At 35.5% G+C, this 26030-nt stretch carries 22 protein-coding genes, 4 tRNA genes and 3 rRNA genes; 14 read left to right on the forward strand and 15 right to left on the reverse strand.

The features are described from left to right. Positions 1-121 precede the first annotated feature (121 nt). Positions 122-1522: a trypsin-like peptidase domain-containing protein gene (locus tag OZP09_RS07195; protein WP_269237195.1), complete on the forward strand. Its 1401-nt coding sequence runs from the start codon at positions 122-124 to the stop codon at positions 1520-1522. A gap of 64 nt (positions 1523-1586) precedes the next feature. Here the strand turns inward: OZP09_RS07195 and OZP09_RS07200 are convergent, their stop codons facing one another. Then, a complete protein-coding gene (locus OZP09_RS07200; protein WP_163394545.1) occupies positions 1587-2045 on the reverse strand; it encodes an Lrp/AsnC family transcriptional regulator in 459 nt (152 codons plus the stop codon). A gap of 202 nt (positions 2046-2247) precedes the next feature. Between OZP09_RS07200 and ald the strand changes: the two genes are divergently transcribed. Next, positions 2248-3366 (forward strand): alanine dehydrogenase, encoded by a 1119-nt coding sequence (ald, locus tag OZP09_RS07205; protein WP_281310531.1) that lies wholly within the window; start codon positions 2248-2250, stop codon positions 3364-3366. Positions 3367-3488: 122 nt separating this feature from the next. Here the strand turns inward: ald and pafA are convergent, their stop codons facing one another. The 8 genes from pafA to OZP09_RS07245 all read right to left on the reverse strand — a co-directional run bounded on the left by pafA (position 3489) and on the right by OZP09_RS07245 (position 10782). Then, a complete protein-coding gene (gene pafA, locus OZP09_RS07210) occupies positions 3489-5105 on the reverse strand; it encodes an alkaline phosphatase PafA (RefSeq protein ID WP_269237196.1) in 1617 nt (538 codons plus the stop codon). Between the two features lie 288 nt (positions 5106-5393). Beyond that, a tRNA-Leu gene (locus OZP09_RS07215) sits at positions 5394-5479 on the reverse strand. A 6-nt stretch (positions 5480-5485) separates the two neighbouring features. Then, a tRNA-Phe gene (locus OZP09_RS07220) sits at positions 5486-5558 on the reverse strand. A 48-nt stretch (positions 5559-5606) separates the two neighbouring features. Continuing rightward, a 5S ribosomal RNA gene (rrf, locus tag OZP09_RS07225) occupies positions 5607-5716 on the reverse strand. A gap of 156 nt (positions 5717-5872) precedes the next feature. Further along, a 23S ribosomal RNA gene (locus OZP09_RS07230) occupies positions 5873-8753 on the reverse strand. 147 nt (positions 8754-8900) lie between these two features. Then, positions 8901-8974: transfer RNA gene (locus tag OZP09_RS07235), tRNA-Ala, on the reverse strand. 91 nt (positions 8975-9065) lie between these two features. Beyond that, positions 9066-9139, reverse strand: a tRNA-Ile gene (locus OZP09_RS07240). A 129-nt stretch (positions 9140-9268) separates the two neighbouring features. Further along, a 16S ribosomal RNA gene (locus OZP09_RS07245) occupies positions 9269-10782 on the reverse strand. Together the 16S, 23S and 5S rRNA genes with 4 tRNA genes alongside form the textbook arrangement of a ribosomal RNA operon. 973 nt (positions 10783-11755) lie before the next feature. Between OZP09_RS07245 and thrS the strand changes: the two genes are divergently transcribed. The 8 genes from thrS to OZP09_RS07285 all read left to right on the forward strand — a co-directional run bounded on the left by thrS (position 11756) and on the right by OZP09_RS07285 (position 17079). Beyond that, positions 11756-13702: a threonine--tRNA ligase gene (gene thrS / locus OZP09_RS07250; protein WP_281310532.1), complete on the forward strand. Its 1947-nt coding sequence runs from the start codon at positions 11756-11758 to the stop codon at positions 13700-13702. 22 nt (positions 13703-13724) lie between these two features. Then, positions 13725-14276, forward strand: coding sequence for a translation initiation factor IF-3 (infC, locus tag OZP09_RS07255; RefSeq protein WP_078226030.1), 552 nt, complete (start codon positions 13725-13727; stop codon positions 14274-14276). Between the two features lie 98 nt (positions 14277-14374). Further along, a complete protein-coding gene (rpmI, locus tag OZP09_RS07260; protein ID WP_026727505.1) occupies positions 14375-14572 on the forward strand; it encodes a 50S ribosomal protein L35 in 198 nt (65 codons plus the stop codon). Between the two features lie 101 nt (positions 14573-14673). Then, on the forward strand, positions 14674-15018 hold the full coding sequence (gene rplT / locus OZP09_RS07265; protein ID WP_007810721.1) for a 50S ribosomal protein L20: 345 nt from the start codon (positions 14674-14676) through the stop codon (positions 15016-15018). Between the two features lie 119 nt (positions 15019-15137). Continuing rightward, positions 15138-15455 carry a hypothetical protein gene (locus OZP09_RS07270; RefSeq protein ID WP_281310533.1) on the forward strand — a complete coding sequence of 106 codons (318 nt, stop codon included), beginning with the start codon at positions 15138-15140 and terminating at the stop codon, positions 15453-15455. Positions 15456-15576: 121 nt separating this feature from the next. Beyond that, complete coding sequence (locus tag OZP09_RS07275; RefSeq protein WP_281310534.1) at positions 15577-15954, forward strand: hypothetical protein; 378 nt, start codon at positions 15577-15579, stop codon at positions 15952-15954. Between the two features lie 39 nt (positions 15955-15993). Beyond that, the gene (locus OZP09_RS07280; protein WP_269237199.1) at positions 15994-16566 is read left to right on the forward strand and encodes a Crp/Fnr family transcriptional regulator; all 573 of its coding nucleotides are present in this window, start codon (positions 15994-15996) and stop codon (positions 16564-16566) included. A gap of 78 nt (positions 16567-16644) precedes the next feature. After that, on the forward strand, positions 16645-17079 hold the full coding sequence (locus OZP09_RS07285; RefSeq protein WP_269237200.1) for a carboxymuconolactone decarboxylase family protein: 435 nt from the start codon (positions 16645-16647) through the stop codon (positions 17077-17079). A gap of 84 nt (positions 17080-17163) precedes the next feature. On the opposite strand, the gene OZP09_RS07290 is transcribed toward OZP09_RS07285, so the two are convergent. The 6 genes from OZP09_RS07290 to OZP09_RS07315 all read right to left on the reverse strand — a co-directional run bounded on the left by OZP09_RS07290 (position 17164) and on the right by OZP09_RS07315 (position 22253). Next, positions 17164-18423 (reverse strand): asparagine synthetase B, encoded by a 1260-nt coding sequence (locus tag OZP09_RS07290; protein WP_281310535.1) that lies wholly within the window; start codon positions 18421-18423, stop codon positions 17164-17166. Positions 18424-18738: 315 nt separating this feature from the next. Further along, positions 18739-19407 (reverse strand): response regulator transcription factor, encoded by a 669-nt coding sequence (locus OZP09_RS07295; RefSeq protein ID WP_269237202.1) that lies wholly within the window; start codon positions 19405-19407, stop codon positions 18739-18741. Positions 19408-19513: 106 nt separating this feature from the next. Continuing rightward, complete coding sequence (locus OZP09_RS07300; RefSeq protein ID WP_281310536.1) at positions 19514-20305, reverse strand: sensor histidine kinase; 792 nt, start codon at positions 20303-20305, stop codon at positions 19514-19516. Positions 20306-20456: 151 nt separating this feature from the next. Beyond that, on the reverse strand, positions 20457-21215 hold the full coding sequence (locus OZP09_RS07305; protein ID WP_269237204.1) for a hypothetical protein: 759 nt from the start codon (positions 21213-21215) through the stop codon (positions 20457-20459). A 28-nt stretch (positions 21216-21243) separates the two neighbouring features. Further along, positions 21244-21732, reverse strand: a complete 489-nt coding sequence (locus OZP09_RS07310) for a hypothetical protein (protein ID WP_281310537.1) — start codon at positions 21730-21732, stop codon at positions 21244-21246. Positions 21733-21902: 170 nt separating this feature from the next. Beyond that, entirely contained in the window at positions 21903-22253 is a 351-nt protein-coding gene (locus OZP09_RS07315; RefSeq protein ID WP_281310538.1) for a hypothetical protein, read from the reverse strand. Between the two features lie 465 nt (positions 22254-22718). Here OZP09_RS07315 and OZP09_RS07320 point away from each other — a divergent pair, with 465 nt between their 5' ends. The 4 genes from OZP09_RS07320 to OZP09_RS07335 are packed head-to-tail and all read left to right on the forward strand — an operon-like array spanning position 22719 to position 25995. Then, positions 22719-23276: a phage tail protein gene (locus tag OZP09_RS07320; protein ID WP_269237207.1), complete on the forward strand. Its 558-nt coding sequence runs from the start codon at positions 22719-22721 to the stop codon at positions 23274-23276. 23 nt (positions 23277-23299) lie between these two features. Continuing rightward, complete coding sequence (locus OZP09_RS07325) at positions 23300-23857, forward strand: phage tail protein (RefSeq protein WP_269237208.1); 558 nt, start codon at positions 23300-23302, stop codon at positions 23855-23857. A gap of 60 nt (positions 23858-23917) precedes the next feature. Beyond that, the gene (locus tag OZP09_RS07330) at positions 23918-25066 is read left to right on the forward strand and encodes an ABC transporter substrate-binding protein (RefSeq protein ID WP_269237209.1); all 1149 of its coding nucleotides are present in this window, start codon (positions 23918-23920) and stop codon (positions 25064-25066) included. Between the two features lie 2 nt (positions 25067-25068). Further along, positions 25069-25995 (forward strand): methionyl-tRNA formyltransferase, encoded by a 927-nt coding sequence (locus OZP09_RS07335; protein WP_269237210.1) that lies wholly within the window; start codon positions 25069-25071, stop codon positions 25993-25995. Positions 25996-26030: the final 35 nt, after the last annotated feature.

Genomic DNA, 26030 nt, shown 5'->3' on the forward strand with positions numbered 1-26030 from the left:
GTACAAAAGTACGAACTATTAATTAATGAAATGTTAATCAATGTTAAAGAGCGTTAAACCGTTTTCCAAAATATTTTTTTGCTTTAATTTTACAGTAGTAACTTAAACATAAATCCTAATTATGAAAAGATTTTCAAGCTTATTTTTAGTGTCATTATTAAGTGGTGCCACTACTCTTGGTGCTTACAAATTATTATTTGACGGCAGCAATTCTTTATTGGGAAGAGAAAATCCTATTGTTACTCTTGCCCCGAATTCTTTTGGCAGAAATGTTGGTCTTGCTGCTGAGACAGTAGATTTTACTGAAGCTGCTGATAAAACAATTCACACGGTTGTTCACGTTAAAAATGTTTCCCGAAGAACTGTTAGTAATCCTATGCTGGAATTTTTCTACGGTTATGGAGGACAGCAACAACAAGAACAGGTTGGAACCGGTTCAGGAGTTATTATTTCTGAGGATGGTTACATCGTAACAAATAATCACGTTATTAAGGATGCAACCGAAATTGAAATTACATTAAACAATAAAAAGTCATATAAAGCAAAATTAATTGGAACAGATTCTAAAATGGATATTGCTTTATTGAAAATTGATGCCGGGGAAAAATTACCATATACTGCTTTTGCTAATTCTGATAGCGTAAAAGTTGGTGAGTGGGTTTTGGCCGTTGGTAATCCTTATAACTTGACTTCTACTGTTACAGCCGGAATTGTTTCGGCGAAAGCCAGAAATTTAGACAATAGCGGAATCCAGTCCTTTATTCAGACCGATGCCGCCGTAAACCCTGGTAACAGTGGTGGAGCATTGGTAAATACACGTGGAGAATTAATCGGAATTAATACTATGATTACTTCAATGACAGGATCTTATGTTGGATATTCTTTTGCAGTTCCATCAAACAATGCACGCAAAATTGTAGAAGATATAATGGAATTCGGAAATGTACAAAGAGGAATTTTAGGAGTTGAAGGTGGCGAATTAAACAGTAATGCTTCAAAAGAATTAGGTATTTCTGAAACACAGGGCTTCTACATCAATAAAGTTACCCCTAAATCAGGAGCTCAAAAGGCTGGCCTTACAAAAGGTGATATTATTGTTAAATTAGACAATCAGAATATTTCGACATTTGCAGATCTTTCTGGATATATCAATACCAAAAGACCTAACGATGTTGTACAGGTAACTTATATAAGAGAAGGAAAATCCAAAACAGCCTCAGTAACACTAAGTAAAAATGAATTTTTCAGCACAGAATTTAAAGGTATAGAACTGGAAAACATTGACGCTGTCGACAAAAAGAAATTCAAAATTGATTACGGCGTAAAAATCAAAAATATTACAAATGAAAATTTGATGCAGTATCAAAATGAGCTACAAGGCAATATTATTCTAAGTATAGATAATATAAAGGCAACAAACGTTGAAACTGTTTCGAAACTTTTAAATAAAAAAGACGAAGGTCAAAGTGTACGAATAGAAATGATAAACAAAAATGGTGAGATCTTCAGAATCATCATATAAAAAACAATTTTTAAATTTATAAATCACAAGCCATCTTAAATTTCAAGGTGGCTTTTTTTTGCACCTAAATAGGCAAAACCGTTGTGCTTTTTACTTCTGAAATTACAAATACAGTATTAATCAAGGAAACCTCCGGTAAAACAGATAATTTCTTTTGATGAAAATGATGGTAGCTTTCCATATCCGGAATGATAATCTTAAGCATATAATCAAAATTTCCTGAGACATAATTGCATTCTACAACTTCAGGCATATTTAAAATTGACTGGTTAAAACCTTCAGAGGTATCATATGTCTGTTTTGTTAAGGTTACCTGACAATAAACAGTTAAATTATTCCCTAGTTTTTTCTTATTTAAAATCGAAACATATTTCTCTATAACACCTTCTTTTTCAAGACGTTTAACTCTATCATGAACAGGTGTTAATGACAAATTTATTTTATTTGCAATGTCTTTAAGTGTATAATGTGCATTTTCCTGTAAAAGACGTAAGATTTTTTTATCAATTTCATCCAGAGCCATAATAAATAGGTTTAGTGTATTTTAATTAAAATCAGTCATTTTTTCTTTTTGAGGAAACAAAAAGGAATTTAAACAGAATATTTTACTGTAAAAATATGAAATAAAATAATATTTTCTTATTTAAAACCTAATCACCAATAATATATTCTCTATTGATAAATTTGTAACATAAACTCAATAGAAAATATAAAATATAACAAAAATGATAATAGGTGTTCCAAAAGAAATTAAAAATAATGAGAACCGTGTAGCTTTAACTCCTGCCGGTGTTTCTGAAATGAAAAAACATGGGCACACAGTTTATGTTCAGTCCACTGCAGGTTTAGGAAGTGGTTTCAGCGATGAAGAATATGCAAATGCGGGCGCAGTTGTTTTACCAACAATCGAAGACGTTTATGCTATTGCGGAAATGATTATAAAAGTTAAAGAACCAATTGCTTCTGAATATCCCTTAATTAAAAAAGATCAATTGCTTTTCACTTACTTTCACTTTGCTTCATCAGAAGAGTTAACTCACGCCATGCTCGAAAAAGGAGCTGTATGTTTAGCTTATGAAACCGTTGAAAAAGCAGACAGAAGTTTGCCTTTATTAGTACCAATGTCAGAAGTTGCGGGTCGTATGGCGATTCAGCAAGGTGCTAAATACCTTGAAAAACCGTTAAAAGGAAGAGGAATTCTTTTAGGAGGTGTTCCGGGTGTGCCACCTGCAAAAGTATTAGTTTTAGGAGGTGGAATCGTTGGAACACAGGCTGCAAAAATGGCTGCAGGCTTAGGAGCCCAGGTAACTATTATGGATTTAAGCTTACCACGTTTGCGCCAACTTGATGACATCATGCCTGCAAATGTAAATACAGAAATGTCAAATCATTACAATATTACAAAAGCAATTAAAGATGCCGATTTAATTGTGGGAGCAGTTTTAATTCCGGGAGCAAAAGCACCACACTTAATTACAAGAGACATGCTTAAATTAATGCGTCCTGGAACTGTTGTAGTTGACGTTGCTGTAGATCAAGGAGGATGTATTGAGACTTGTACTCCAACAACACATGAAAATCCAACTTTCATTATTGATGATATTGTTCACTATTGTGTCGCCAATATGCCTGGTGCAGTTCCTTATACATCTACTTTAGCTTTAACTAATGCTACTTTACCTTATGCAGTACAATTAGCGAACAAAGGATGGGAAAAAGCTTGTAATGAAAACGAAGAATTAAAAAAAGGATTGAATATTGCCAACGGAAAAATTCTTTACAAAGGAGTTGCCGAAGCATGGAATCTTCCTTACAATGAAGAATTAGCAACAACAAACGCATAGTTGTTAACATTAAATAAGTGCTTACTAAATCACTAAATGTAAAAAAGACCTTTCTATTAAAAAGGTCTTTTTTATTTCTAAAAACCTGTCTAAGTAAAACAGGTTTTTAAAATTTATATTGATTATTTATCATTTAAGACTTCTTGCAAAACTTTAGCCTCGGTACCGTTAGGAAAAGAAACTTTTATTTTTTGAGCAATGGTTGGAGCAATCTCAGTAATCGCCTTTTTATCATAAGATTCTCCTTTTTTAATATGCCACCCATAAAAAATTGCTGGTACATGAGTATCATAGGTATAAGCTGTTCCATGCGAAGTTCCAGTTGGTAAATATTCAATAATGCCCGGTTTACCAATTACAACCATATCACCATTCTGAGTTACATCATATCCTTTTGCAACAAAATTCAAATAGTAATCATTTCCTGAATTACTTAAAATTTCTTCTTCAGTATATACTTTTTTAACCTGCGGAAGCGAAATTAAAAACGCTTTAAACTCATGTTTTACTTTTACCAAGTCAAAGCCTTTTTCTTTAATGATTTGTTTATTAAAAAATATATTAAAATTAGAATAATTCAAAAGTAAATCTACACCAAATGTTTTCACTGAGAAATCCTGTAAATTCTTTTTAAAATCCTTTGAAGGATAATTATCTACATCATATTTACGGTCTTTCAAGTAAATAACATTTTCAGCGCCAGCATGATCAGCAGTTAAAAAAAGTAAATAATTATTTTTTCCTACTGTTTTATCCAGATAAGTTAAAAAATCGGCTATTGTCTGGTCCAATCTCAAATAAGTATCCTGGAGCTCCATGGAACGTGGTCCTAATAAGTGACCAACATAATCTGTAGAGGAGAAACTCACCGTAAGAAAGTCCGAAATATTATCTTTACCTAACTCTTCTTTTTCAATAGCCTTTTTGGCAAAATCTGCTAGCAAATCATTTCCAAAAGGAGTAGATCTCAATATTCCGGCATCATTTTTTTCATACATTGTTTTTAAATCATATGGAAAAACAGGTGCTGAACTGCCATATAATTTTCCTTCATAAGGATTATCGTCAGGAAGACTTTCATTATACGTTGAAGCTGGCTTATACAAATCCCAACCTTTATTAATGTATTTCAGGTAGTTTTTTTCATTGTTAAATTCTGATACCCAATCCGGTAGTTTATTTCCATAAAAAGTACTTGAAATAAAAGATCCTGTTTTACTATACCAAAAAGCCCAATTAGCAAAATGCCCTGCTGGCAAAATTGCGCCACGGTCTTTAAGGCTAATTCCAATCACTTTTCCTTCAAAATTTGTCGCCATTCTAACTTCATCTGTAATGGTAGTACTTTGTAGGTTTTTTGGAGACATTTCCCCTTCATCCACAGTTCCGTCACCAACTGTTTTTACAGAAGTGTCATCCGTACAATACATTTGCTTTCCTGAGCTTCTGTTAAACCACTCATTTCCTACAATTCCATGCGTTGCTGGCGTAGTTCCTGTATAAATTGATGCATGTCCCGGAGCTGTATAAGTCGGTACATAATTATAATGCATATTTTGAAAAACATATCCATTATTCATTAATCTTTTAAATCCGTTTGGAGAAAAATCCTCTGAAAATCGATATAAATATTCCATTTTCATTTGATCAATTACAATTCCTACAACTAGCTTGGGACGCTCTTGAGCTGCCAGGTTTGAAATAACAAACAGCATTAACAATACGAAACTTTTTTTCATGACATATAAAATTAAAAAACAAAAATACAGATTCGAGAGTAAAAAGGGTGACCAAACTCATATTTAAAATCAAAGTTGACCTTAATTTAACAGAAGTGTAAAAAGAATTATGGCGTTTCCCTATGGGCCGGACTGTACGCTGTATCTTTTGCTTTTTAAAGAAAAAAGCAAAAGGATGCCGTTCCATCCCTAACGCGGTATGGGATAAGCGAGAAGCTTTTAGTTTTTAAGACTGCAATTTCATAAAAAAACTCCAATGAGCCAGTTAGCCGATTGAAGTCTAGTTTGTACTCAGAGCGGGACTTGAACCCGCACGGACATTTCTGTCCACTGGATTTTAAGTCCAGCGTGTCTACCAATTTCACCATCCGAGCATTTTGTGGTACCTCCAGGGATCGAACCAGGGACACATGGATTTTCAGTCCATTGCTCTACCATCTGAGCTAAGGTACCTCATTTTAAACAAAAAACCCTATTCATTTTCAGAATAGGGTTCTTAAAGAAAGGCGACGACATACTCTCCCACAAAACTGCAGTACCATCTGCGCAGGCGGGCTTAACTTCTCTGTTCGGGATGGGAAGAGGTGAGCCCCGCCGCAATAACCACCTTAAGGTTTTTGGTTTGTAGTTTATTGTTTTTAGTTTTCACTTATAACACCTGACTTATAACCGCTCGCGTCGAGCAAATATCTTAACATACTGAGATAAAAAATATAAATAGTTTAGAAAGTTTCTCCCTCCCGTCTTTTGGACGGGAGGAAAAGGGTGTACATAAGCTTACGGATTATTAGTACTACTCGACTATGACATTACTGCCTTTACATCTATAGCCTATCAACGTGGTCATCTTCCACGATCCTTAAAAGAAATCTCATCTTGTGGTGGGTTTCGCGCTTATATGCTTTCAGCGCTTATCCCTTCCCAACGTAGCTACTCTGCGGTGCCCCTGGCGGGACAACAGATACACTAGAGGTTAGTCCAATTCGGTCCTCTCGTACTAGAATCAGATCCACTCAAATTTCTAACGCCCACAGTAGATAGAGACCGAACTGTCTCACGACGTTCTGAACCCAGCTCGCGTGCCACTTTAATGGGCGAACAGCCCAACCCTTGGGACCTTCTCCAGCCCCAGGATGTGACGAGCCGACATCGAGGTGCCAAACCCCCCCGTCGATATGAGCTCTTGGGGGAGATCAGCCTGTTATCCCCGGCGTACCTTTTATCCTTTGAGCGATGGCCCTTCCATGCGGAACCACCGGATCACTATGCTCTACTTTCGTACCTGATCGACCTGTATGTCTCTCAGTCAAGCTCCCTTATGCCATTGCACTCTACGCACGGTTACCAAGCGTACTGAGGGAACCTTTAGAAGCCTCCGTTACTCTTTTGGAGGCGACCACCCCAGTCAAACTACCCACCAAGCACTGTCCCCCGCAACACGGGGTTAGGCCTCAGATAAACAAAGGGTTGTATTTCAACAATGACTCCACAACGCCTGGCGACGCCGCTTCATAGTCTCCAACCTATCCTACACATCATTTATCCAAGGTCAATACTAAGCTATAGTAAAGGTGCACAGGGTCTTTTCGTCCCACTGCGGGTAAACGGCATCTTCACCGTTACTACAATTTCACCGAGCTCATGGCTGAGACAGTGTCCAGATCGTTACACCATTCGTGCAGGTCGGAACTTACCCGACAAGGAATTTCGCTACCTTAGGACCGTTATAGTTACGGCCGCCGTTTACTGGGGCTTCAATTCAATGCTTCTCCGAAGATAACATCTCCTCTTAACCTTCCAGCACCGGGCAGGTGTCAGGCCCTATACTTCATCTTACGATTTTGCAGAGCCCTGTGTTTTTGATAAACAGTCGCCTGGACCTCTTCACTGCGGCCCCGATTGCTCGGGGCGACCCTTCTCCCGAAGTTACGGGTCTATTTTGCCTAATTCCTTAGCCATGAATCTCTCGAGCACCTTAGGATTCTCTCCTCAACTACCTGTGTCGGTTTACGGTACTGGTACTAATTACCTGAAGTTTAGAGGTTTTTCTTGGAAGCCCTTAGGCGCACTATCTCTTTGTCCGAAGACTCCGAGTACTATCGTATTTCACCAAAATCTACGGATTTGCCTATAGATCTTATAGCTAGGTACTTTAACGAACTATTCCGTCAGTTCGCGGCGCTTTCATCACTCCGTCACCCCATCACAGTAATTAGTAGTACGGGAATATTAACCCGTTGGCCATCGACTGTCCCTTTCGGGTTCGCCTTAGGACCAGACTAACCCACAGCTGATTAGCATAGCTGTGGAAACCTTAGTTTTTCGGTGTGCGGGTTTCTCGCCCGCATTATCGTTACTTATGCCTACATTTTCTTTTCCAGCCAGTCCAGCATACCTTACGATACACCTTCAACCCTGCTGGAATGCTCCCCTACCACTTACAATTGCTTGTAAATCCATAGCTTCGGTAATATGCTTATGCCCGATTATTATCCATGCTCGTCCGCTCGACTAGTGAGCTGTTACGCACTCTTTAAATGAATGGCTGCTTCCAAGCCAACATCCTAGCTGTCTGGGCAGACAAACCTCGTTCTTTCAACTTAGCATATATTTGGGGACCTTAGCTGATGGTCTGGGTTCTTTCCCTCTCGGACTTGGACCTTAGCACCCAAGCCCTCACTGTTATCAATCATTATATAGCATTCGGAGTTTGTCAGGAATTGGTAGGCGGTGAAGCCCCCGCATCCAATCAGTAGCTCTACCTCTATATAACTAAAATAACGCTGCACCTAAATGCATTTCGGGGAGTACGAGCTATTTCCGAGTTTGATTGGCCTTTCACCCCTACCCACAGGTCATCCGAAGACTTTTCAACGTCAACCGGTTCGGTCCTCCACTGTGTGTTACCACAGCTTCAACCTGCCCATGGGTAGATCACACGGTTTCGCGTCTAACACTACTGACTAAAGCGCCCTATTCAGACTCGCTTTCGCTACGGATCCGTGGCTTAACCACTTAACCTTGCCAGCAACGTTAACTCGTAGGCTCATTATGCAAAAGGCACGCCGTCACCCCACGAAAGGGCTCCGACCGCTTGTAAGCGTATGGTTTCAGGATCTATTTCACTCCGTTATTCACGGTTCTTTTCACCTTTCCCTCACGGTACTGGTTCACTATCGGTCTCTCAGGAGTATTTAGCCTTAGCGGATGGTCCCGCCAAATTCAGACAGGGTTTCACGTGCCCCGCCCTACTCAGGATACCACTATCTATTATACTTGTTACCCATACGGGGCTATCACCCTCTATGGCCCGACTTTCCAGTCAGTTCCGGTTCCGTGTACATAAAATATCGTGGTCCTACAACCCCAATCATGCCGTAACAAAATTGGTTTGGGCTAATCCGCGTTCGCTCGCCACTACTTACGGAATCACTTTTGTTTTCTTCTCCTCCGCCTACTTAGATGTTTCAGTTCAGCGGGTTTGCCCACCTATCGGTGTACTATGTCTTCAACATAGTGGGTTGCCCCATTCGGGTATCTGCGGATCAAATGGTGTGTGCCCATACCCGCAGCTTTTCGCAGCTTATCACGCCCTTCATCGCCTCTGAGAGCCTAGGCATCCCCCATACGCCCTTATTTTGCTTATTGTACCAATCATTCAATTAAGAATGACCGTTTTTTTTTGTTTTTTGCTCTTTGTATTACTACAAAAACAAAAAACGCTTTCTACTTTTTAAATTTTTCTTATCTCAATATGTCAATGAACTTTAACTTACCATTTTCATGATAGTTTCGTGGAGAATAACGGAGTCGAACCGTTGACCTCCTGCGTGCAAGGCAGGCGCTCTAGCCAGCTGAGCTAATCCCCCATTTTCTTAGTGATGAGTTATTAGTTATGAGTTATGAATTATTGCTCATAAGGCCTCAACCTCTAAAATTTCCTTTTTTAAGTTAAAAGAGTAGTCCCGGGCAGACTCGAACTGCCGACCCCTACATTATCAGTGTAGTACTCTAACCAGCTGAGCTACGAGACTCTGTTTTTACTTAATTTTCATTATTTTTTTAAATTAACAGCAAGAGTAATCGAACCTTACGATTCAGAAACTTCAAAATATCCATCTTTTATCCCCAACGTGTGTTGCCACTAACATATGGGGCTCTAGAAAGGAGGTGTTCCAGCCGCACCTTCCGGTACGGCTACCTTGTTACGACTTAGCCCTAGTTACCAGTTTTACCCTAGGCAGCTCCTTGCGGTCACCGACTTCAGGCACCCCCAGCTTCCATGGCTTGACGGGCGGTGTGTACAAGGCCCGGGAACGTATTCACCGGATCATGGCTGATATCCGATTACTAGCGATTCCAGCTTCACGGAGTCGAGTTGCAGACTCCGATCCGAACTGTGACCGGCTTTGTAGATTCGCTCCTGGTCGCCCAGTGGCTGCTCTCTGTACCGGCCATTGTAGCACGTGTGTAGCCCAAGGCGTAAGGGCCGTGATGATTTGACGTCATCCCCACCTTCCTCACAGTTTGCACTGGCAGTCTTGTTAGAGTTCCCGACATGACTCGCTGGCAACTAACAACAGGGGTTGCGCTCGTTATAGGACTTAACCTGACACCTCACGGCACGAGCTGACGACAACCATGCAGCACCTTGTAATTTGTCTTGCGAAAGATCTGTTTCCAAACCGGTCAAACTACATTTAAGCCTTGGTAAGGTTCCTCGCGTATCATCGAATTAAACCACATGCTCCACCGCTTGTGCGGGCCCCCGTCAATTCCTTTGAGTTTCAAACTTGCGTTCGTACTCCCCAGGTGGGATACTTATCACTTTCGCTTAGCCACTGAAGTTGCCCCCAACAGCTAGTATCCATCGTTTACGGCGTGGACTACCAGGGTATCTAATCCTGTTCGCTACCCACGCTTTCGTCCATCAGCGTCAATCCATTAGTAGTAACCTGCCTTCGCAATTGGTATTCCATGTAATCTCTAAGCATTTCACCGCTACACTACATATTCTAGTTACTTCCTAATAATTCAAGTCCAGCAGTATCAATGGCCGTTCCACCGTTGAGCGATGGGCTTTCACCACTGACTTACTAGACCGCCTACGGACCCTTTAAACCCAATGATTCCGGATAACGCTTGGATCCTCCGTATTACCGCGGCTGCTGGCACGGAGTTAGCCGATCCTTATTCTTACGATACCGTCAAGCTGATTCACGAATCAGTGTTTCTTCTCGTATAAAAGCAGTTTACAATCCATAGGACCGTCATCCTGCACGCGGCATGGCTGGATCAGGCTTGCGCCCATTGTCCAATATTCCTCACTGCTGCCTCCCGTAGGAGTCTGGTCCGTGTCTCAGTACCAGTGTGGGGGATCTCCCTCTCAGGACCCCTACCCATCGTTGCCATGGTAAGCCGTTACCTTACCATCTAGCTAATGGGACGCATGCTCATCTTTTACCGTTGTGACTTTAATAGTAGGTTGATGCCAACTCACTATACCATGGGGTATTAATCCAAATTTCTCTGGGCTATCCCCCTGTAAAAGGTAGATTGCATACGCGTTACGCACCCGTGCGCCGGTCTCTAGCACCGAAGTGCTATACCCCTCGACTTGCATGTGTTAAGCCTGCCGCTAGCGTTCATCCTGAGCCAGGATCAAACTCTTCATCGTATATTTTAATATTATATCACGACGAATACCTATCGGTTCTTTTTCGAATCTCACGATTCCATTACTCTTATTCTTTTTGTCTTAACATTTCTGTTAAGACGGCTGTCAATTCAATATGTCTACGAACGTATCTTCTTTTTATTTTCACTTGTGTTTCAAAGCGGGTGCAAAAGTAGAAATTCTTTTTGTTTCCTGCAAGAAAAATTTAAAGTTTTTTTTGAAATTTTTTCAATCTCAATCTCTTCGTTTTTCCTACCAGTCTCTCAATGAACTTCCGTGTTTTGCGGGGTGCAAATGTAAAAAGCATTTTCAAATCTCACAAGCTTTTTTGAATCTTTTTTTTGTTTTATTTCTAAAACCTCGATTCCTTATTCTTGTCAGTATTTCGATGAACGCCTTCGCTGTTGCGGGTGCAAAAGTAGCACATCTATTTACATTTCCAACGCTTTTTTTTATATTTTTTCCATCTTTTTCAATCCTTTCTCTTAACTCACTGGGAACAGCTTCCTTACATTTTGAACTTTTTTATTGATCTGTAAGACTTTTCATTGTTTAAATATCGTTTTGACAATTTACATACGTTCTCAATTGTCGTTCTTATACATTTATTAACTTTTCAATCGCTTTTCTGAACTCTAATTATCTTTTGAAAACTGTTCCATAGCCCCGATAGAAGCGAAAATCCTTTTGTGAAGGCGTCCGGCTCGAAAAGATTGAAGCGGAGAGCGGGAAATAGCTACATATTATTATTCTACAGATTCAAAGGCTTCGACTCCTCTCATCCCGACAAACCCTACTTATATATTATAGTAAGCATACAAAACTAAAACCCAGCAGGCTTTAGTTAAGAAGACATTATACAATTATACATACTACAGCAAAAACTATACTTACAATAATAGAGTAAACTTGTACATATATATTGTATGTATTTTTGTAATCATGTATATTTGCATTCACAAAATTATAAACAATGATCAAGATTACTTTACCCGATGGGTCAATTAGAGAGTTCGCTTCGGGCGTAACTCCAATGGAGGTCGCTAAAAACATTAGCGAAGGTTTTGCTAGAAATGTGATTTCTGCATCTTTTAATGGTACAACTATTGAAACCGAGACTCCATTAACGACCGACGGTAATCTTATATTATATACCTGGAATGATGCCGAAGGTAAAAAAGCTTTCTGGCACTCGACTTCGCACGTAATGGCTCAAGCGCTTGATGAGCTTTATCCTGGAATCAAATTAACTCTTGGACCTGCAATCGCTAATGGATTTTATTATGATGTTGATTTTGAAGATCAGAAAATTACTGAAGCTGATTTTAAAAAGATCGAAGATCGCGTTTTAGAGATTTCGAGAGGCAAACATGAATTCAAAATGCGTCCTGTTAGTAAAGCAGATGCACTTGAAATGTACAAAGACAATGTTTACAAGACTGAATTGATTTCTAATCTTGAAGACGGCACTATTACTTTTTGCGATCACGCTACTTTTACTGATTTATGCCGTGGTGGACATATTCCGAATACTGGAATTATCAAAGCTGTGAAAATCATGAGCGTTGCGGGTGCTTACTGGAGAGGTGACGAGAAAAACAAACAGCTGACTCGTGTTTATGGAACTTCTTTCCCTAAACAAAAAGATTTAACTGAATATCTTGAACTTCTTGAAGAAGCAAAACGTCGTGATCACCGTAAATTAGGAAAAGAACTTGAATTGTTTGCGTTCTCTCAAAAAGTTGGTCAAGGTTTACCATTGTGGCTACCTAAAGGAGCCGCTTTGAGAGATCGTTTAGAACAATTCTTGAAAAGAGCTCAAAAGAAAGCCGGATATGAGCAGGTTGTAACTCCTCATATTGGTCAGAAAGAACTTTATGTTACTTCTGGTCACTATGCAAAATATGGAGCAGACAGCTTCCAGCCTATTCATACTCCTGCAGAAGGTGAAGAGTTTTTATTAAAACCAATGAACTGTCCTCACCACTGTGAAATTTACAATGTAAGACCTTGGTCTTATAAAGATTTACCAAAGCGTTATGCTGAATTTGGTACAGTATATAGATATGAGCAATCCGGGGAACTACATGGCTTAACTCGTGTTAGAGGCTTTACTCAGGATGATGCGCATATTTTCTGTACTCCGGAACAATTAGACGAAGAGTTCAAAAAAGTAATTGATCTTGTATTATATGTATTTGGTTCATTAGGTTTTGAAAACTTTACTGCTCAGATTTCATTAAGAGATCAGGAAGACAGAGAAAAGTATATTGGTACAGATGAAAATTGGGAGAAAGCAGAAAATGCAATCATTAATGCAGCCAGAGACAAAGGCCTTAATACAGTTGTAGAATACGGTGAAGCAGCTTTTTATGGTCCAAAACTTGATTTCATGGTTAAAGATGCATTAGGAAGACAATGGCAATTGGGTACAATTCAGGTTGATTATAACTTACCAGAACGTTTTGAATTAACTTACAAAGGTGCTGATAATGAATTGCATCGCCCTGTTATGATTCACAGAGCTCCTTTTGGATCTATGGAACGTTTTATAGCAATTTTACTAGAACATACAGCAGGAAATTTCCCACTTTGGCTTATGCCTGAGCAGGCTATTATCTTGTCTTTGAGCGAGAAATACGAAAATTATGCTAAAAAAGTTTTAGATTTGCTAGAAAATCACGAAATTCGCGCCCTAATTGATAACCGAAGCGAAACTATTGGTAAGAAAATTAGAGATGCAGAAATGCAGAAAATACCATTTATGCTGATTGTTGGTGAAGAAGAAGAGAAAAACGGAACGATTTCTATTCGCCGTCATGGACAGGAAGGAAAAGGGAACATTACAGTTACAATCGAGGAATTTGTCAGAATTGTAAACGAAGAAATAAATAAAACATTAAAAGTTTTTACAGTTTAACTTAAATTATAAAGTCATAGCAATAAGAAGCAACAGAGGTTTTCAACCTCGAGTAGAAAAAAAAGACGCACACAGAATAAATAACAACATTCGTGGGGTGCAAGAAGTGAGACTAGTGGGTGAAAACATCGAACCTGGTGTTTTTAAACTAGCAGAGGCTTTACGTTTAGCAGATCAATTTGAATTGGATTTAGTTGAGATTTCGCCAAACGCAGAACCGCCGGTTTGTAAAATCATGGATTACAAGAAATTTGTTTACGAGCAAAAGAAACGTGATAAGGTTTTAAAAGCTAAGTCGTCTCAGGTTGTCGTAAAAGAAATTAGATTTGGTCCTCAGACTGATGAGCATGATTACGAATTTAAAAGAAAGAATGCTGAAAAGTTCCTTAAAGAAGGTGCAAAATTAAAAGCTTTTGTATTCTTCAAAGGACGTTCCATCATCTATAAAGATCAAGGTCAAATTTTATTATTACGTTTGGCAACTGACTTAGAAGAGCATGGTAAAGTGGAAGCTATGCCTGTTTTAGAAGGAAAGAGAATGATTATGTTCATTGCTCCGAAGAAAAAGAAATAGTTTCGGTTTACAGTTTCAGTATTCAACTTTGAGCATGAAACATAAAACTTGAAACAAAAAGCATAAGTAAGTAAGAATAAATTAAAACACTAGGAAAAATGCCTAAAATGAAAACAAAATCTAGCGCCAAGAAACGTTTTAAAGTTACTGGTTCTGGAAAAATTAAAAGAAAGCATGCTTTTAAAAGTCACATCTTGACTAAAAAATCTAAAAAACGTAAATTAGCTTTGACTCACTCAGCGCTAGTTCACCAAACAGATATGAAAAGCATTAAACAACAATTAAGAATTATCTAATAATTCTTTAGGTTAAAAAATTATTTATATAACCTTGGAGTATGGCTTTTAAGTTCTCTTGATTTAATTCGGGACGCCTGCTACAAAAACACATTAAAATTATGCCAAGATCGGTAAATTCAGTTGCTAAAAGAGCAAGAAGAAAAAAGATAATGAAGCAAGCCAAAGGTTTCTTTGGAAGACGTAAAAACGTTTGGACAGTTGCTAAGAATGCAGTAGAGAAAGCAATGTGCTACGCTTACCGCGATAGAAAACAAAATAAAAGAAATTTCCGTGCTTTATGGATTCAACGTATCAACGCTGGTGCCAGATTAGAAGGAATGTCTTATTCTCAATTCATGGGTAAAGTTAAAGCTAACGGAATCGAATTGAACCGTAAAGTTCTTGCAGATTTAGCTATGAACCACCCAGAAGCTTTCAAAGCTATTCTTAATAAAGTAAAATAAACGTTTTATAAACTCAATTTAAGATTACTTACTTATCATAAAAAAGCCATTTGTTTTACAAATGGCTTTTTGCTTTAACAGCTTTTGTTTATAACAACCAAGCAAAACATATTTTTTTAATGAGAAGACTTTTTATATTTTTATTTTTGTTACAGTTATTTTATTCCAGATCACAAGAAAAAAAATCTGATAAAAATTCCATCAATACAATAATTGGCATACTTGACAAACGTGATTCTAAATGTCTTTCTGAAATTGAAAAAGCAAAAACAGATTTTAAAACTCAGGAAATCCTTTATGAAATCATTCCAGAAGGTTATCTGGATGCGAGCTATGGCAGGTATCATATAATTTTAGGGGAGCTACTCAAAAAAAAAGGGAATTCAATTTTTAAGATCAGAAGAACCCGAATCCGATTTATTCTGGACAGAAACTGATGAAGAAAATTATCAATCAAAAACCAATTGTTATTGTAAATCATTTAATGCGTTACTCAATTTAAAGTATGGTCACGACTTCACAGAAAACATTAAACATACAGCAGACAGTTTATATGTTATGAACAGAATAGACGTACCTTTCGAATATCCAAATGGCGTCGATAGCTATTGCATGATATATCCAAGTGCGAAAGAATTCTTAGATCAAAAAGTGCAAATCCAAAAAGACTTTTTTTCAAATTTTAAGTTTCCAAAGGAATTTATCTCCACAGAAGAAAAAAGAGATTTTATGGCAAAAACTAAATTTATAATTTCGAAGGAAAATACAGTTTCTGGGATTGATATTAAAATCGAATTTAAAAACCCTGCTAACCAAAAGTTTCAATATTATTTCATTAACAAAATTACCAATTTTATTGAAAATGCAAATTGGAGCGCAGCTGTCTCCTGTGGAATCAAAGTAAATAGCATCTTTAATATCAATTTCTACAATTAAACATATAACAGTTATCTATAAATAGCGAAGCTTAAATTTATGTACAAATCACTTTTTACTCATATTGAAAAATTTATCTCTTTAGAATCTTCAGACATTGATAAATTAGAATCTTATTTAAAACTTTCAAAATTAAAGAAGAAAGAGCATGTATTAAAGGAGGGAGAAATTTGCAGCACTTTTTATTTTGTTTCAAAAGGCTGTATGCGCCAATATATTATAAATCCTAAAGGAACTGAACAGACCCTGCAATTTGCAATTGAAAACTGGTGGATAACTGATTATTTAAGTTATCATAATAATAGTCCTTCACATTTTTATATACAAACTGTTGAAAACTGCGAAATTATAGCATTAGAAAAAAATATATTAGAATCCCTTATAATTCAAATTCCCAAACTGGAAAGATATTTTAGAATAGTTTCCCAAAAATCTTTTGGAGCCGCTCAAATGCGCATTAAATTTTTATTTACAATGTCGGCTGAAGAGAGATACAACCATTTCAAAAAACAACAACCAGATTTTGTACAGCGGGTTCCTCAATATATGCTTGCCTCGTATTTAGATTTTTCTGCAGAATTTATGAGTAAAATCAGATCCGGCAAAATCTGACCTGAATTTCTTGAAGCAGTTCAAGTTTTTTAAAGTATACATCACTGACCTTTGTAATGGAACTTTAAAACATATAAAATGAATTCAAGAATAGTTATTCCGCAAGTTGCCCCAGAGGCCTATCAAGCCTTAATGAATTTAGAAAAATACATTTCTACAACTTCACTAACACCAACTCATAAAGAGCTAATTAAAATTCGTGCTTCACAAATAAATGGATGTGCTTTTTGCATCAATATGCATACAGCTGATGCCCGAAAATTAGGCGAAACTGAACAGCGTATTTACCTTACCAGTGCTTGGCGAGAAGCTGATGTTTTTACAGAAGAAGAAAAAGCAATTCTAGCTTTAACAGAGCAAGTAACATTAATCAGTAATCATGTTTCTGATGAAGTTTATGAAAACGCAGCTCGCCTTTTTGACAAAAAATATCTGGCCGAAATCATTCTTACAATTATTACGATAAACTCATGGAACAGATTTGCCATCACGGCAGGATTAAGAGCTGTCTAGTTCTTAATTAAAACCAAAAAAAAGGCTTTTTCAAATTTCATGAAAAAGCCTTTATATTTTCTTAACTGCATATCCAGAGCATGATTACGTTTTTAACTTTTTCTTTTTTGCAGCAGGAAACAAAACGTTATTTAAAATCAATCGATAGCCCGGAGAATTTGGATGCAAATCCAAAACTGTTGGTGGATCACCTACCTGATGTTGATAATCTTCAGGATCATGTCCTCCGAAAAAAGTAAACATTCCTTTGCCTTTTTCTCCATGAATATAGCGTGCTTCGCCATTAAATTCACATGTTCCCATAATTAAAACATTAGATTTTATTAATGCTGAATCAAATGAAGTCGTCTGTCCCATGAATCCTTTCACCAATTGTGTATGATTTTGACACAACATGCTTGGTATCGGATCCCATTTTGCAGAGTATTCCATTAAAGTAAAATAATCTTTATCAGGTGTGATTCTACGTTTTGTGGTCATATCAATATCTGAGAACTCGTATTGTTCCGGTCTCCTTTCAAGTGTAAAACCTTTAAATGCAAAAGAATTTCCATAGTTCAGTTTTGACTGATAATTTGGTTCACTTGCATCTCCGTCAAACATTGCTTCGCAAATATCCACTCCATCTGCTGTCAAAGAAATATCAAAGCTATCCGTTGCAGAACACATAGCAAACATAAAACCTCCTCCAATAACAAAATCCCTTATTTTTTTAGCAACAGCTCCTTTTTCCTGTGAAACTTTAGAATAGCCGAGTTTGGTGGCCAATGCTTCTGAATCCTTTTTTTGTTCAATATACCAGGGTGTATTTTTGTATGCCGCATAAAATTTACCATATTGCCCGGTAAAATCCTCATGATGTAAATGAAGCCAGTCATAAAGCAATAACTGATCGCTTAAAACCTCTTCATCATAAATTGGCGTAAAAGGAATTTCGGCATATGTCAAAACCAGAGTTACAGCATCATCCCAGGGTTGTTTTCCTTTTGGTGTATAAACAGCAATTTTAGGAGCCTTTTCTAAAATGACTGATTCCATGTTTTGTGAAGGGCTTGAAATTTCATCCAAAATTGCAATTTGTTCGCTATCCGAAAGAACCTCAAAACTTACGCCACGAATTTTACATTCTTTACGAATTTCATCAGCATCAGGCAATAAAAATGATCCGCCTCGATAATTTAAAAGCCAGCTGGCTTTATAATCCTTATTCAGACACCAATAGGTTATCCCATACGCCTTCAGGTGATTTTGTTGTGTAGTTTCATCCATAGGGAGAAGTATAAAAGATGCTTTTGCCGATATAGACATTAAGAACACTACTATATATATTAAGCTTTGTTTCATTTGGGTAAACTATTTTCTGTAAAGGTATAAAGGAAGTATTAAAAACTATATTGGAAACGTTATTTATTGATATAAATCACCACATTTTTTTTGGATTAATTAAGTAAAAACAGGTATAAATACCTACAATCAAAAAAGATATTCTGATTAAATTTGAACATTCAATAAACAATAAAAAATTACGATAAATGAAAATTAATGAAACTGATAAGGACTCGAAACAATTAAATATACTACAAAAAATAGCACTTTGTATATTAGCAATAACTGTTATATCCTATTATGTTCTTTCTATTCAATTTTTAACCAGTTAACTTAAGGAGTTAAAACTGCAATTTCATTTTGAATCGCATATACAACCAATCCAGCAATATTTCTAGACTCCGTTTTAAGTAATAAATTATTTCTGTGGCCTTCTACCGTTCTGGGGCTCAAGAAAAGTTCTTCGGCAATTTCAGCCGTGGTTTTTTGATTGCAAATAAGCTGAAGTACTTCGATTTCCCTTGGTGATAAAAAACCGGATTCTAAATTGATTCTAGAATTTTTTGAAGTCAGCATAGTATCTTGTATGGTCTTTAAAATCTTTTCATTATAAAAAAATCCTTTTTTTGCAACTTCATTGATTGTATTTATTAAATCTGCCGGAGTTGTATTTTTTACCAAATAAGCGACTGCCCCTACCTGAATCATATTTATCACGAATGATTTAGTATCATAACTCGTCAATGCAATAATTTTAATATCTGGAAAAAATTTTCTAATAACTTTAGTAGCCTCAACACCATTTAGAACAGGCATTTTCAGATCCATAATAATAATATCAGGACTAGTATCGCTATTATTCAAATTTGAAATCAATTCTTCTCCATTTGATGCTTCAAAAAGAACTTCAATATTTTCTTCTCTTTGGAGTAAAAAAGATATTCCTTTACGAAATAAGATTTCATCATCAACTAAAGCTATTTTGATAGTAAAATTATTCATTTTTCCTGAGTTTAAATCTTCTTAGAATTTCCAAATTACAAATTATATCACATAAAAAAACCAATCAGTAACATTAATAGTAATTTAAGCAAAGCAACTAATTAAGTTAAAATGTAAAAAAAACTTCAATCCCCTTATTGATTTCAGATTTTATATCAATGCTTCCATTTAAGAAAGATATCCTGCTATCTATATTCTTCATTCCTAATCCTTTCTGATTTTCAGAATTTTTAGAATCAAAACCTATTCCGTTGTCCTTATAAAAACAGCTATTGCTACCATTAACTTTATCTAAATGTATAGAGATTTCTGAAGCCTTTCCATGTCGTAAAGAATTATTCATCAACTCCTGTAAAATCCTAAAAACGTGCAAATGTCTATTTTTTTCACTTTCATCAAACTCAATTTTGTTTTGATATGACACTTTAACAGATTTACTACTCTCAAATTCTTCACATAGTTCTTCAATTCCGGCATGGAGTCCGAATTTATCAAAAACAGGCGGCAATAAATTATGGGCAATTTTTCTTGAATTATCTAATGCCCTTGCCGTTATATTAATAATATTTGCAGTAATTTCTTTTGTTTCAGTTTCTGTTAAATTTGCTGAAGTTAGTAAATAACTATTCAATGAAACTACATTTAATTTTGAGCTAATGTCATCGTGCAAATCCTGTGCTATTCTTTTCCTTTCTTCCTCCTGTGTAATAATAACAGCATGCAATTGCTCTTTTTGATGTGCCAATACTAAATCTCTTTTTTCTAATTCTTTTTGAATAATCTTTTTTCTGGAAAAATAGAAAAAGACAATCAAAGCAACTGCTACAATCATAAAAAAAAGTGAGATGTACAAAATAATTGCGACAACTTCTTTTTCAGGAATGGAATTTACATTCATATAAATCGTGGTATTTTTTATTATCGAATATAATCGTATTCAAATATATTGATTTATTTTATCAATGAAGTGCCATCCGGTTAATTGTAAACAATAAAATCTCCGTCAAAAAAATTGATAGAGACTTTTTGTACTTTTTCTTATCTAAATACTATTGTATTGGATTTTCTTCTTCAATACAAGGTGGACAGGGGCGCGTACCATCGTATATATCTTCCGTTTCTTCAGATGTGACTGACATCTTTTTTACTTGATTATTTTTATCAAGCCCAATTAAAATTGTAGTGACTTTTCCTTTAGGATTAATGCCTAAAAACACCCCTATGTTTGAATTTTTCTTGTTTAGCATAGCTTTAACAACTTCGGCTTCTAAACTAAAATAACGAAAACGATTACCTTTATATGAAGTTACTTCCTCAAGTTCAGAAATATTGGTAAGCTTTTTTTGCCATTCATTTATCCAGATAAAAGCGTCACCAGGCGACAATAAATGTGAATTTAATAATTCTGTTCTCTTTTTAGTTGTGCTTACAGATAATTTTTTAAGATTCGCTAATTCATTTTTAAAAATGGATTCTTTTAATATTGATGATTTAACTATTCCTAACTCATGATCAGATTCATCAACACCAGCTACTTGCATCTGTATTTTATTGTCAATAAATCCTAATTTGAAATGCATCTGAGTTATCTTTGGTCTTTCCATTAATGACTTCATTTCGCTGATTGGAAATAAATAAGCTGCGACCTCTTTTTGCGAACTTGCAAATTTAGCATCCAGCTTAGCAGATAACCAATTCTCATTTTGTAAAACTAATGCCGGAGCGACATCTTCCTGATTATTTTCTTTTTGACATGAAAACACAAAAACAATCAATACATAAAAACCGATTTTTTTTATTTTTTTCATAACTAAAAACTTATTTAATTAAATAACACTATTCAACCTGAATAAAAGTTTTTTGGGAAAAGCTTACTTTCCATTCATATAAAATAAACAATTGATAAACCAGAAATAAAAAGGCATTTAATTTCCATGACAGATATTTTAAATCATCACTCAAACTTAAAGTCAGATTTCCTACTAAATACAAAATCGTAGAACCTAACATAAAAAAAATCACAGCTATAGTAATGTAATAGTATGATTTATGTTCAGTAAGCATATTATAAAAATGTAATAACGCAACTGCTACTATTAACAAAGAGGCAATAGTTATTGCAAACAAGTTAAATTTCAAGAATTGCCTGTAATCAATAAAAAACTGAATGCTCAAAATGAATAAAGCACCATACAAACTACGCTTTACTATTCGTTTTTGAGATTCTAATTTTACAATGGATGCATAAAATAAACTTAACAAAATCATCTGCCCAACAACAAATATATTGATTACGAACAAATTATCAAATCTAAAATGATACATAAATTCCATCGTAATCTGCATTATAAAAGAAAAAAGCAAATAACATACAAAAAAAACATTAGCTTTTTCCTTACAAAAAAAGCTATAAGTGTATAAAATCAGATTAATTAGTAATAAAAAATAACCTGAATATATTAAAAAATCTATCATTAATATTGAATTCTGTATTTTTAAAAAGGAGGAGAAGGGCGTGTTCCATCATAAACAACCTCTTCAGCAGCTTTAGCACTACCCTGGTTTTCAGGAGGTCCATATACATCTATATATTTACCTGTTTCTTTGTCCAAATTTGCCCCAACAAAAAGTAATGTTTTTTCATTTTGATCATTAATACCTATATAAGCACGAACAGCATCAGTATTAAGCTGCAATACAATTTCTAAACTTTCCCTCGGTATCAAATAAGATTTTATCTTGCTGTTACTATCTTCAAGTGTAGTATCATTCTCGTATCTCTTTTCCCATTCTTTCGCAACTGCTAATGGAATCTGAATTGTTCCCGGAAATTTTTCTTCTGCCATAATTAATTTGTTTTTTGGTTAAGAGTTAATAATTATTAGCTAAGCTAATGAATTATTTTAAAAAATTAACATTCAAAAATAAAAAAGCCAACATCTAAACAGCAAAAAAACACTGTATAACAAACACTTACACCTAAGAAACACAAAAAACAGGTATAAATACGCATCTCTATTTTTTTATTATAATTTAATTTTGTTAAGAAACCATTTATAAAAATAAATTAACAATAGCCATTTAGAGATCTATTGACTTACATTATTAAAGAATGAAAAATGCAAGAAGACACAAAAGCACCTTTTGTAACATAAAAAGTAGCTTTCATGACATTTAATTACAAAAAAAATCTCTAACAAAATATTTTTGAATAGTTGGAAGACTTAATTCCATCAATGACTTACATCAAAAGGTCAAGATAAAAAGGGCAAAATAGATGTAATTTATTTTTAACTATATAACTAAAAACTATGTCAACAGAACCATTTATCGGAGAAATTAAAATTTTCGGATTCAACTTTGCACCTCGAGGTTATGCAACCTGTCAAGGTCAACTATTATCAATTGCTCAAAACTCTGCTCTTTTTTCTTTACTCGGAACTTATTATGGCGGAAACGGGCAAACCACATTCGCTTTGCCTGATTTACAAGGGCGTGTACCTATTGGACAAGGACAGGGACCTGGTCTTCCTTTGTATGATATTGGCCAAAAAGCAGGTACACCTACTGTCACATTATTAACATCTAATATTCCTGCACATGTTCACACATTAAATGCAGCTGTAGTTAAACTACAAGCCTCTTCAGGCAATGCTGACGAATCTGTACCAGAAGGTAATTTCCCTGCAACGACCACAACTCCTTGTTATTCTGGTAATGGAGCTACTCCAAATGTTTTTACAGGAGGTACAACTGTTTCCGGAACTACAGATATTACAGGAGGAAATATCCCCATATCAATTATGAGCCCTTATCTAGTTATAAATTATTCAATAGCTCTTCAAGGAATTTTTCCAAGTAGAAATTAAATTAACCCTTAAATAAACATCATATGTCTTACGAACCATTTATCGGAGAAATAAAAATATTTGGATTTAATTTTTTCCCTGTAGGTCATCAAACATGTCAGGGACAAATTATGAGTATTTCCCAAAACACTGCATTATTTGCACTCCTTGGAACAATTTATGGAGGAAACGGTCAGAATACATTTGCACTACCTGACTTACGAGGACGTGTTCCTATTGGTCAGGGACAAGGTGGCGGCCTTCCAAATTATATAATTGGGGAAGCAGCAGGTACGCCTACTGCTACTTTAGTTTTATCAAATTTACCACAACATATCCATACATTAAGTAATGTTAATGTAAAAATAAAAGCTTCATCAGAAAACGGTGATGAAAGTGTGCCAGAAGGCAATTTTCCTGCAACGACAACGACACCGACTTATTCTGGTAATGGAGCAACCCCAAATGTTTTTACAGGAGGAACAATAGTTAGTGGTTCAACAGATGTAACGGGGTCTAATATTCCTTTTAGTATAATGAATCCTTATCTGACTATTAACTATTGCATCGCAACAGAAGGAATTTTTCCAAGCAGAAATTAATTAAATTCTTAAAAGGAAATTTTCAATATGAAAATTTCCTTTTTTATTATTCAAAACTATATGCAAACAATAGGAATTTTATTAGCCAGATCAACTTATTATCAAACTATTAGTTTTGATCTTTATGAAGGATTGCGCTCAGGTTTGGAACAATTAGGAAGAAATGACATTCGGATCATTACTGAAAACATAGGTTTTGGTGCAGACAAACAACAATGCTATCGCAGTGCCGAAAAACTTTTACTTGAAGAAAATGCTTCTGTAGTTATCGCTTACATTGGACATCGGATGGCTCAATTACTGCGTCCTCTTTTTCTTGCCGCAAATAAAATATTAATAGTTTTAGATGCTGGAGCAAATCTACCTCATGAATGGCCAGCTTGCCCTAATATTTTTTATCATTCACTTCATAATGCCTTGGGAGCTTCTCTTGCTGCAAAAAAAGCTATAAATGATGGTTACAAATCTGCAGGCATGATCACTGGATATTATGATGGCGGTTATTTACATACCTATAGTATATCAAAAAGTTTTGAAGAAAATGGCGGAAAAATTTTTTTCAATCATGCAACAGGCTATAAGACTGAAGATTTTACGATAGAGCCCCTTAAGTATCATTTGAAACAATTTCCCGATTGTGCATTATTGAGTTTATTCAGTGGAGATTATGTACAATGGTATTTTGAAGGCATAAAAAAATCATTCACCGAACAAAATCTTCCTGTTTATTTACCTCCATTCGGTTTTGAAGAAATGACGCTGGCAGATGCTGAATATCCTGGTGACAATATAAAGGGTATTGCAGCATGGTCAAAAAATATAAAATCTGAGGAAAACAAAATATTCACAGATGCTATTACTTCTGCAGGAAGAACACCTAATTTGTTTTCATTATTAAGCTGGGAAAGTGCTGTTATTGCAGTAAAAATTTCAGATTTAATACAAGAAAGAAATACTATACAAAAAATAGCTGCTGAATTACATTCATTTACATTCGAAAGTCCAAGAGGAAGGATTTATTTTGACTCAAAAACCAATACTTCTATTTCTCCTCTATATAATGCAGTCCTAATTTCTAATGATAAAGGAAAATGTGAAATAAAATTAGAAAGTGCTGCAAATGATATATTTGAACATTTTGAAAAATTAACCAATCAAGATCTTAATAATTCAACATCTGCATGGTATAATAGCTATGCCTGTATTTAATTATGGAAGCGCAAAAAAGAATATTGGTACTATGTGGCGGTAAATTTGCTTTTAAAGCCCTCCAATTATTAGCATATGAAAAATTTATATGTGCTATAGGTATTGGCAAAGGAAACCAAACAATTATAGATGCTCTCGAAAAAGAATCAGAAGAAAATAATTTTGGTTTTAAATCTTTCCCTAATAAGCATAGTATTTCTGAAATGAAAAACTGGCTTGACAGTATAAAACCTGACTACATCTTTTCTATTTCATTTCCATTTTTGCTTACAAAAAACATTTTATCCTACGGGCAAAATAAATTTATCAATTTTCATCCGGGTCCTTTACCACAATATCGTGGACCTATGCCAATTTTCGAGGTCCTTAAAAACCAGGAAACAGAGACTGCTATTTGTGCCCATTTTATGAATAATAAATTTGATGAAGGAAATATCATCTTTAATGATCCTATTACCATTGAAACAGGTGATACTTATGGAAAACTAACCGTAAAATTAAGTGAGCATATGGCTAGAGTTACAATGAATATGGCAAATATGCTACAATTTGCTAATGATATTCCCAACGAGCCACAAAATGAAACACAGTCGCATTATTATGAAAAACCGGTTTTGTCAGATACTTATATTAATTGGAAACGAATGACAGCACATGAAATAATTTCATTGATAAATGCCTGCAATCCCTGGAATAATGGTGCAGATGCAACAATTATGGGAGAACAGATTAAAATAATTTCTGCTTATTTATTAAATGAACCTCATGAAAATCAGCCAGGAACAATAGTTTCTTTTACTGATACTTTGAATATAGCTTGTGAAGACAACAAACAAATTGCGATTGAAATACTTAGAACAGATCATGGTATAATAACAGCTTCACAATTCATGACACTAAACCCTCTCATGACAGGAATTCTTAATTAATTTTTACAAATAATATCTAATTAAAACTATGTAAT

Source organism: Flavobacterium flavigenum (assembly GCF_027111255.2).
GTDB classification, from domain to species: Bacteria; Bacteroidota; Bacteroidia; order Flavobacteriales; family Flavobacteriaceae; genus Flavobacterium; species Flavobacterium flavigenum.